Source organism: Eubacterium sp. CAG:156, from assembly GCF_000434315.1.
Lineage (GTDB): Bacteria > Bacillota > Clostridia > Lachnospirales > Lachnospiraceae > Eubacterium_U > Eubacterium_U album.
This window is the reverse complement of sequence record NZ_FR878169.1, coordinates 47,284-56,610: the sequence shown is the minus strand read 5'-3', so window position 1 is coordinate 56,610 and position 9,327 is coordinate 47,284. Positions and strand designations below refer to the sequence as shown.

General features: G+C 32.4%; 14 protein-coding genes and 1 pseudogene. 1 reads left to right on the top strand and 14 read right to left on the bottom strand.

Annotated features, from left to right (window positions below; translation table 11 throughout):
• From ABMA45_RS07745 to ABMA45_RS07680, 14 genes are all read right to left on the bottom strand, one after another.
• Positions 1 to 463: hypothetical protein (locus ABMA45_RS07745; RefSeq protein ID WP_348030076.1), on the bottom strand; the 463-nt coding region annotated here is incomplete at its 3' end.
• Between the two features lie 16 nt (positions 464 to 479).
• Positions 480 to 665 carry a hypothetical protein gene (locus ABMA45_RS07740; RefSeq protein ID WP_022089319.1) on the bottom strand — a complete coding sequence of 62 codons (186 nt, stop codon included), beginning with the start codon at positions 663 to 665 and terminating at the stop codon, positions 480 to 482.
• A 43-nt stretch (positions 666 to 708) separates the two neighbouring features.
• Entirely contained in the window at positions 709 to 993 is a 285-nt protein-coding gene (locus ABMA45_RS07735) for a hypothetical protein (protein WP_022089318.1), read from the bottom strand.
• 101 nt (positions 994 to 1,094) lie between these two features.
• Positions 1,095 to 1,394 (bottom strand): type II toxin-antitoxin system RelE/ParE family toxin, encoded by a 300-nt coding sequence (locus ABMA45_RS07730; RefSeq protein ID WP_022089317.1) that lies wholly within the window; start codon positions 1,392 to 1,394, stop codon positions 1,095 to 1,097.
• Positions 1,381 to 1,548: a hypothetical protein gene (locus ABMA45_RS07725; protein WP_022089316.1), complete on the bottom strand. Its 168-nt coding sequence runs from the start codon at positions 1,546 to 1,548 to the stop codon at positions 1,381 to 1,383. The genes ABMA45_RS07730 and ABMA45_RS07725 overlap by 14 nt, the downstream gene beginning before the upstream one ends.
• Positions 1,549 to 1,888: 340 nt before the next feature.
• A complete protein-coding gene (locus ABMA45_RS07720; RefSeq protein ID WP_022089315.1) occupies positions 1,889 to 2,467 on the bottom strand; it encodes a hypothetical protein in 579 nt (192 codons plus the stop codon).
• Between the two features lie 7 nt (positions 2,468 to 2,474).
• On the bottom strand, positions 2,475 to 3,266 hold the full coding sequence (locus tag ABMA45_RS07715; protein ID WP_022089314.1) for a GNAT family N-acetyltransferase: 792 nt from the start codon (positions 3,264 to 3,266) through the stop codon (positions 2,475 to 2,477).
• Between the two features lie 104 nt (positions 3,267 to 3,370).
• Positions 3,371 to 3,610: a hypothetical protein gene (locus ABMA45_RS07710; RefSeq protein ID WP_022089312.1), complete on the bottom strand. Its 240-nt coding sequence runs from the start codon at positions 3,608 to 3,610 to the stop codon at positions 3,371 to 3,373.
• A gap of 302 nt (positions 3,611 to 3,912) precedes the next feature.
• On the bottom strand, positions 3,913 to 4,422 hold the full coding sequence (locus ABMA45_RS07705) for an AAA family ATPase (protein WP_022089311.1): 510 nt from the start codon (positions 4,420 to 4,422) through the stop codon (positions 3,913 to 3,915).
• Positions 4,423 to 4,444: 22 nt separating this feature from the next.
• Entirely contained in the window at positions 4,445 to 5,230 is a 786-nt protein-coding gene (locus ABMA45_RS07700; RefSeq protein ID WP_022089310.1) for a class I SAM-dependent methyltransferase, read from the bottom strand.
• 63 nt (positions 5,231 to 5,293) lie between these two features.
• Positions 5,294 to 5,890, bottom strand: coding sequence for a hypothetical protein (locus tag ABMA45_RS07695; protein WP_022089309.1), 597 nt, complete (start codon positions 5,888 to 5,890; stop codon positions 5,294 to 5,296).
• Between the two features lie 28 nt (positions 5,891 to 5,918).
• Positions 5,919 to 6,515, bottom strand: coding sequence for a GNAT family N-acetyltransferase (locus tag ABMA45_RS07690; RefSeq protein WP_022089308.1), 597 nt, complete (start codon positions 6,513 to 6,515; stop codon positions 5,919 to 5,921).
• A gap of 630 nt (positions 6,516 to 7,145) precedes the next feature.
• Positions 7,146 to 7,337: a hypothetical protein gene (locus tag ABMA45_RS07685; RefSeq protein WP_290848941.1), complete on the bottom strand. Its 192-nt coding sequence runs from the start codon at positions 7,335 to 7,337 to the stop codon at positions 7,146 to 7,148.
• Between the two features lie 76 nt (positions 7,338 to 7,413).
• Positions 7,414 to 8,898 (bottom strand): AAA family ATPase, encoded by a 1,485-nt coding sequence (locus ABMA45_RS07680; RefSeq protein ID WP_022089307.1) that lies wholly within the window; start codon positions 8,896 to 8,898, stop codon positions 7,414 to 7,416.
• Between the two features lie 227 nt (positions 8,899 to 9,125).
• On the opposite strand from ABMA45_RS07680, the pseudogene ABMA45_RS07675 reads away from it, so the two are divergent.
• A pseudogene (locus tag ABMA45_RS07675) lies at positions 9,126 to 9,327 on the top strand (hypothetical protein); the annotation flags it as partial.

Sequence of the window (9,327 nt, the reverse complement as noted above, 5' to 3'; positions counted from 1 at the left end):
TCTCTAAATTATTTAATTTTGTGAAATCATAATTACTGTTATTAACACCACTAATTTCCAAGTTCTTTATCTTCGTCAATTTTGTTAAAACTTTGATATTTTTTATGTTGCCATACTCACTTACATAAGTATCACAATATGTTGTAAGTTTTACTTTTTCAACATTTGTAAAAATTTCTAAGCCTTTGCCGTCTATTATTTCATAATCTTCTTTTGGCTTCTCTTTATTCTCCCAATACAAATTATTCTTATCAATAGTGATTGTTTTCACTGCTGATATTTCTTTTTTGCTAAGGTAACCGTCATTATTTTTATCGATTTTTTCTGACACATATTCTCTTACTATTGTATCTGGAAAATTCTTTGCGTTAATTTTTACATTTCCGCTTTCCTTTGCCTGGCATGGAAATGTAGTTAACATTATACCTGCACAAAGTGCTGCAATTGCAATTGTTCTTTTCATAGTCCTTCCTCCACCATCAATGTAAATAGACACCTAATGCCATCAACGTTCCCATTTCTTCACTTGTTTCTGGTTGTGTTCCTAACCCTAAATTTAAATAATATGAATTATAGTTAGGTTCATTTTTACTATTATCACTTGCATAAAACATCAATCTTTTCAACTTAAATGTTCCGTTATAATAGTTTGAATCAAGTGCCATTTGTTCACTCATAAAGTAATTTGAAGAATATGGTGCTGATGTTTTAATACATTTTTTTAATACATTTTTTCATTATATTTTCTATAACTTTCTTTGCTGCATCATATCTTAATGGAATTTTTCCTGTATCATATGTATCTGGGCTTCCAATATGTACCCAATTTACTGAACTATTTTTTGTCCATGACCTATGTGCATAAGTATCAGAAGTTATATGCATTAATGCTCCCCATAATAAGAAACGTTTATTAGTATCTATCTCTTTATATGTAAAATTATACTTTGATTGAATATTTGCCCAATTCATATTCATAATATCATTTTTCATATAATTCTGTTGTCCCTGACTCATACCATTATTCAAATATGATACATTATTAGCATTACAATCCTTTGTTTTAATTACCTTACTTACATAATATGCACCTGCTATGTAATTCGGATATGCAATATTCTGACTATAAAAATTTTCTTCACATTATCATCAATAGTGTAAAATATCTTATATTCTTTATAGTATGTTTTATGTATTCCTAATTCTGCTAATATAGAATCATCGTCTAGTTCATAACTGGCTGGAAAAACTTCCAACTTATTTATTTGTTCCCTAATACCTTTTACCATATTTTCAGCAGCAATAGGATTAAGCAGTTTAAATGCAATATAATCACCTGCGTTTTCTAAATCTTGTTCAGCTAACTCGCTAATTCTGATTTTATACTGCTGCATTTCTATATTTTTTCTCCAATCTGTCGCATACCTCGTTAAAATCTTTTGTCTTACCTTCTTTAATATTTTCCAAACCTGCAAGAACCATATTTCTAACTTCTTTCTGTTGTTCCTTCAATGCAATATCATAATTATTTTTTACTGCTACTGCCATATAACCATCCTTTCTTGTATGGCTGAAAATGTTTATCTACCTGTCTTTATTGTATGCAATTCAAAAATAAATAGCAACTATTATTTTGATTCTTTCAAATTTTCCAATTAATATAAATTACATTCTCTTATCGCTCATTGTGCTGCTCGCTATCCAACAACACGATAACATGCTTTAGCTTTGTTATATCAATAATTTTATTTAATGCATCTACAACCCCAATGACACCTTATATCGTAATACCATCTTTATTGACAATTCTTGTAGACATTCCAAGAACATCTGAAACGGTAGATTATGCCCATCTACAATAAAAAATTATTTTCATCCTCAAATCCTTTTACCGTAAACCATTACTGAAAACCCAAGAATAAAACAATTGCTTTTTAGGTTTTAAATAGTCATACTCCATTTTTATTTCCTTATGTTCAATTATCTCTAACGCTTCTATGAAAACCTGCTCAACTGTTTTTCCTGCAATATCCAGTTCAAACTCATTCACCAAGCATTTTCTTGCATTAATTTTTTGACTCATTTTCTCTAACAATTCAAAATCTATAAGTCCATTTCCTCTATTTTTCATCTGTTCATAATTTTGTCTATAATCACTGCAAACAAGTTTTATCGTAATATAATTAAATCCTTTGAACACCTCTGGAATATCTCTTGTTCTTAAATCGTCAAAGTCTAGAGCAACAATATTTCTTATGCCAAGTTCCCAGAACTTTTTCACTTGAGTCACACAAGACTCCCAGCAAACCTGCTCTTCAAACAAACCCTCATCGACACCTTCAGGCACTCCGAACTCTGGAATCATACTCATTTCAACATACGCACCCTTGTAATGTTCATATAATTTCGTTGCTAGTGTCGTTTTTCCAATACCACTGGCTCCTATAATAAATATAAAATCTCTCATAGTAAAATCATCCTTTTTGTTCAAAAACTAAAACTAACTTTTGTAACATCTCTTCTGTCAGATTTTTTGTTGATGGAATATGGACAAAGACTACATGTCCATTCATCTTTTTCAACATATAAAAGTAGGCTTCATTACATAAATAATGCGTCGAATTGTGCGATACACTGTATGGGATTGCATTATTTTTCAAACATTCTTCTATTCCATATAACTGCATTTGCGTATAAATTCGTTCTCCATCTTTCTCAGCACATTTTTCTATACGAACCGAATCCTTTAATGCTTTATCCAATCCAAACATATAAACCTGTTCATATTCTCCCACCAGATTTTCAATATCCCTTTTTAATCCCTTAAAGGAGTTTGTCAGAAAAAATTTTTCTCCTTGAAGATTCTGAACTAATTTGTTAGAAGAATTATGAATACCTTTAAATCCTACATATAATATTTTCAAATAACCTACTCCTATCTCAATTTTTTTTGCAAAATTTATCTGCTCCTTCTTCTTTTCAAAGCCAATACTACTATAAAACTTGTGTGATTCTTCTTGTTCTTTTCCAGATGTAAGTCTGATAGCATCTGCACCAATATTCTTCGCCCATTCTTCAACCGAATCCATCAGTTTTGTTGCAATTCCATTGTGTCTATATTCCTCTAACACTGCCAATCCCATAATGTTTACCATTGAATTTGCGTACAATAAATCATACTTTGTTGCATGAACATAACCAACCACTAAATGTTCTATTTCAGCCACAAAAATTTTTGGGTTACCATCACACAAAACTTTCTTCAATTAATATTGTGTCTTTTCTTCTGGATAGTCATATCCCATTGTATATTTATTGATTCTGCAAATAAATTCCGTATCTTTGTTCGTCGCCTCCCGAATGATATATTTCATTTCGCAATTTCCTTTTTCCTTATTTGTACCATAATTTTCATAAACTTCAAATCCTCTGAATTAGGATTGTCAATTCTAAAAGTACATCCACAAACTTTTTCAAACTCTTTTCCAAAAATCACTTTCCGTGTACCACCACTACACGAACCGCAATTTTCACATAAATCTACATGTTTCCAGGCAAGTTCCATAATTTCTTCATCCTCAGAAATTTCTTTCAACCATTTTGAATCCATATCATCTGACCATACAGTCCAATGATTTTCCGGTTCTTCTGGATCTTTTATTAAAATAAAACAGATACCTTCATTCTTATATTTTATCAGATACTAAATTTTATCTTTCCAATAGCCATTGTCCTTAACAAATATAAATTTTTCTTTTTCCAAATAATCAACAAAGTCTAGGGCGATTTTTTGTTCATCTAAAGACAATTTTTCACAGATATAATCTTCAATCTTTATTTCATTGATTTATTATTTCTCCCATTATATGTTAAATTTTCCTTTTCAAATATCCACATGTAAACGGGAAGAATTCAAATCCTTCTGGCAAATATTGCAATCTCTTCCACAGTTTCATCAATCGTCAAATCTGTATTATCTATGTAAAACTGAAATTTTCCCGCATTTTCTTTAAACCAATTATTATACTGAATCTGCCCTGTGATAAACTCATCACTTCCGCACATTCTCTCTGCCGGTCTGGCTTTTAACCGTCTCTTAATTTCATCATCAGAACAGGTCATCCCAATAAAGAACGTAGATGCTATTTCCGATGGAATATGAACCTTTCCATAGAAATCATAGGGATTCATACAAGTTACAAACAGCAGATTTTTCTCGCCTGACATTCTTACTGCCTCGGCAATACAATCATCACTGAACTTTGCTTCATTTTCCGTTCCTGCATAATCCCACCAATTAATGCCAACTTCATCGGTGTCAATACAGGCATAATTTTCTAATAATTTTTTCTTATTGAGTTCCTCTTTTATTGTGGATTTTCCAACACCACATGCAGAACTTAGCACTATTAATTTCTTCATGATTTTCCTTTCAATTTCGTATTTACTTCACTAAAATATCTAACGTATGATTACTTAACCCTATCACATCACTTCTTTCGCATATAGAAAAATGGTATTTTAAATAGATCTCATATACTTCATCGGACCATTCCTCAATCCGCTCTTTGATATAGTTCGAAAACATATCTGTTCCAATAAACTTAATTCTAGTTAATTCACATTTTTCACTTAGTCTTTCAATATCTTCTACTCTAACTAATTCAAATAAATCAGCTGGTTTGGAAATACAAGCAAAATCGTCCGTCAACATATTATTTGACAAACTCTCCAGCATATTATTGCCATCGTCAGCAAATGCCCATTGGATTATCGTTGGTTCATTCATGCAGTAAGCCACGAAAATATATCCATCCTTCTTCAAAATCCTTTTTGCTTCGTTCAATACTTGTACTTTATCTTCTTCGTTGTATAAATGATACATTGGGCCCAAAATAAGTATCGCATCAAAGTAATTATTGTCATAGACTGATAAGTCCAAGGCATTTCCCTGTTTGATATCTATATGTTCATTATCCGTCAACTTAGATTTGAAAACTTCAATATTATGTTCTATTAATTCCATTGCCTGCACCTGATAGCCTTCACGTGACAATGCAATAGAATATCTTCCGGTTCCCGCTCCAACCTCAAGAACTTTTGCTCCCGGCTTTACATAATCATGTATGTATTTCATCGTAGTAATGAATTCAACCTTACCATGCTTTGATGCCAATCTTCCATCTTCATCATATAAATTATAATATTGCTCCAAAAAATTATTTTCCATCATTCGTCTCCTGCATTTTTCAAAGTGATATTTTTTGTTTTTCAACATCATTTATTGTTTAATCTATTTCTTCCGATATATCTTATACCCCTTGCAAAATAATTCGACTACATTTTCTTTTCTCACAGATACCTTCCCTGTACTTCTTGTAGCATCTATAATAATTATTTCTTTTTTCTCATCATCCACAAACTCTTTGAAAAACATAACATGACTTCCTATTTTAGCTAATACATCTCCCTGCTGAATTTCATCAATGCTTTCAATTACATTTGCGTAATCAGGAATAATTCTCGTAGATATTTTTTTAGGCAACTCCCAACACACAGTCAACAAGCCAGAGCAATCTACTCCTACACAATCGTAGCTTACGTCTCTTGATTTATCTTCCGGTACATTTCCAACATATTTTCCTTCGGAAATTCCTTTTTTAAACTCCTCTATAGTAGAAGCTAATCCCCATCCGTATGCCACACCTATATTTTTTTGATTCGGTTTCCACCAACCACAGTTCAAAATTTTACCTTTCCAAGTGGTATCCGGTGTATCTACTTCTACACCATTAGAATCTGTCCCATGCTTTAAATTCTTTTCTGTTGCAATCCATTCGTAGTTAGCATATTCTAATGCTTTCTCAATAACTTTTTTACCCCATTCCATATAAATATCCTCCCGATAATAAAATCTTTTATTTTTGTATTTTCTTTCTTGCAATCAAACCATTCGGAATTTCAATAATATCAAATCCCTTATTTACATACATTGATACTGGACCACCACAATCATTTATAGAAAATTCTCCCCGTGACGGATACCCTTCAATATAATCGTATCCATTTTTCTTTGCATACTGACAGGCACAATCCAGCAGTGCTTTTGCAATTCCTATCCTACGCATATCCGGCTCAACGGTAAAGCATACAATAGAAAGTATTTTATCCCTTTCATCAACACCATTCCAACTATATGGAGCCGTTTCCCTGCTTAATCGAAAATAATTATCTTTTGTGTCTGCATTACAAAATCCAACAATTTGATTATCATAGACGGCTACAAAGCCATTCAAGATACCACTTTCTATCAATTCTTTTGCATAATCTCTTTTACGATACAGTCTTTCATTCTCCGGCATTAGACTCCGCTCCTGCTCATGCTTATCCGTCCAATGATGCCAGACGCAATAACAGCCTTTTTGAATGTTTCCATCAGAAAATGCTCTATGCTCAAAATAGTCAATGTAATCATCTGACATATCTTTTGTGAGTTTGCACACTTTGAAATTCATCAAAAATACCTCCTTGCTTGGATATTTATGTAACAAACTAATTCTTTCCATTCTCAAGAAATGATAGGTAATTCAAACCATTCCATATCCACTGCTTCAATTCTACCATACGCATCAATACATTCACACCCTAAATTTACCAATCTTGCATCTTCATTTCCCAGTTTTTCGCTTTAATAAAATTTTTCAAAAATTACCCATTTTTCCCCTTACTGTCCTTGGCAAGATACGCACTTTGTAAAGAAAAGTGCCTCTTGCTAGGGGAACAGCCCATAATACCCCTGCTCCATACGGAAATATAGTGATATCCATATAGGAATAAATTTTCCACTATAAATTTTCCGCACGGATTCCATATGATTTTCCAATTTCCACTACTAATAAACTTTAACAACCATACGGTCAAACCATACAACAATGGATTTTCCGCTATTGGATTTCCGGATGGTTTCTATACAGAAATCTGAAATGCACTACATAAAAAGAAACAGCCAAAATTTCACCTTTGACTGCTTTCATTTCTTATTTTATCTTCATTTTCCTATGAGCAATTACTTACCAATTCTATTGTTTTTCGTCACGGAATTTTTTGGCTAGTTGTCACTCACCCCGTTTTCCTTTCTTTTTAATTTATGAGGCTTTTACCTCATTTTTTGTTTCTTTTTTTGTTTCTTTTTTTGTTTTTGATTTAACCATTCTTCTTCTAAAAAACTCCAGTCTTTTTTTTTGCCATCGCTTCGGATGACTTTTCCTTGCCTCTTCATAGACCTTCTTCCTAATTGTCAGAAAAAAGGCATCCCCAAACAACTCCGGGAATGCCATTCATTCATGCATACATTTCTTAATGATTGCTCTGCAATCCTTAAGCTCGCGGCATTCATAGAATGCCCACTTAAATTTATACAAGCAATTCTCTAATCATCTTTGCATTAAATTCAACTGAATTTACATCATTTACTTCTATCTGATATAAAGCGTTTGCAGCTATATGTTCTGCTGCCTGCTCTAAATCTCTTATACCACTTGTATTCTTATAAATTTCAATAACTTCATCTAATGCTTCATCTGTCATAATACATTCATTTTCCTTAAGACTCATACGTTTCAATACTTTTGGAAGTGCAAATTTAGAAAAAATAATCTTCTTTTCTTCTGATGTATAGTCAGGAATATCTATAACTGCAAATCTTGACATTAATGGTGCGCTAATCTGATCCTTTTCATTTGCTGTAGCAATAGGATAAACACCTACTGTAGGAATCATGCATTCCATGTAATTGTCTGTGAAGCCTAAATTGTCAAGAAGCGTAAGCAATACATCTGCCGGATTTCCATTTCCTTTTCCTGATGATGCCTTATCTAACTCATTAATAATAAATACAAGATTTGACTCACCTGCCATTGAAAATGCATCCATAATAATTCCCGGTTTCGCATTTGAATATATACGTGAACTTCCTGTTAACTGTTCCGGATCATTAATTGAGCTCATATCAAGTGTTGTCCATGGAAGTCTTAATATTCTTGCAACTGCATATGCAATCTGTGATTTTCCTGTTCCGGCAGGTCCTACTAATAAAAGTCCATATGCAGGAAGCGTATGTGTACGGTTAATCTGAATTATTGTTTCCATAATTCTCTGTTTTACACGTTCCATACCATATAATTCTTCATCTAATATTCTACGTGCTTCATCAGGATCAATTGCTTCAAAATAATTATTCTTCCATTGAATATTCATCATTATTGAAAGTGCTCTTTGTGCATGATGTCTTTCCTCCTGAGATACCTCGCTTGAGCGTGCAACTGCAAGATTTCTTCTTGCCCATAATCTGATATTATCAGGTAATGTTCTTCCGGCGCAATTCATAAAATCAGTAATGCTTTGAATACTTGTAAGCTTCATGCTGTCTCCTTCTTCATCCATATCATCATCAATGACTTCTTCTGAAGGTGCATTACTTGCTAACAATCTGTCAATCATAAACTGAAGGAATCCGTCTTCTGCTGATAGTTTTGTACCACCACCTGATAAAGTTTCTCTAATCTTATATACTGCATAACCTTCTTCGTTATTTTCTCCCGAAAGACGAACATTAATATGATTTTCACCTAACCATTTAAGTAAACTTACAAATCTTGAATCTATCTTTAAAATGTCAGCACTTACAGTACCATCATCTTCGTTAAACTCAAATGAAGTTCTTTTACATGGATTTGTAAAAATTCCACTTGAATGATGGTTCCATTTCTTTTTTCTATTATCAAGTACCATTATCGGCTTATCACCCGATGGGACTGAATTGTTTGATTTAAATGTTGTGTATGTACATACTGCTTCTTCCTTATCTACTGGTGCGCTACTAAAATCAAATACCGGCATTTGTTATCTCCTCTAACTTATTAAAATAAAGTAACTTACTTCTTAAAAATTGTTACTCTTCCTTTATTCCACAACGTATTTTACTATTTATTTTGCAAATGCACAACCATTGATATTATTTTTTGCGCTAATTTCTAAACATTTTATTTTTTTTACTTAATTCTAATTCTCCACAACACTGCTACTTTTTAAATCTGCAAGGTCGAATTAGTGCAGAAGGATTACTTATGTTTGGAATTGGTGGGCTTGCAATCGTATATTTTATTGCCCCTATTTTAGACAACATGCTTGTCAAAATACGACTACGTTATATTTCTATCATATTTGTAATTTTATTTGTCATTTGTTTAAGTGATGTCATTTATTCAAATTTTCATCCAAATATAGGTCACGGAATCACTAATTACACAAGTTATAATTTCATTACAA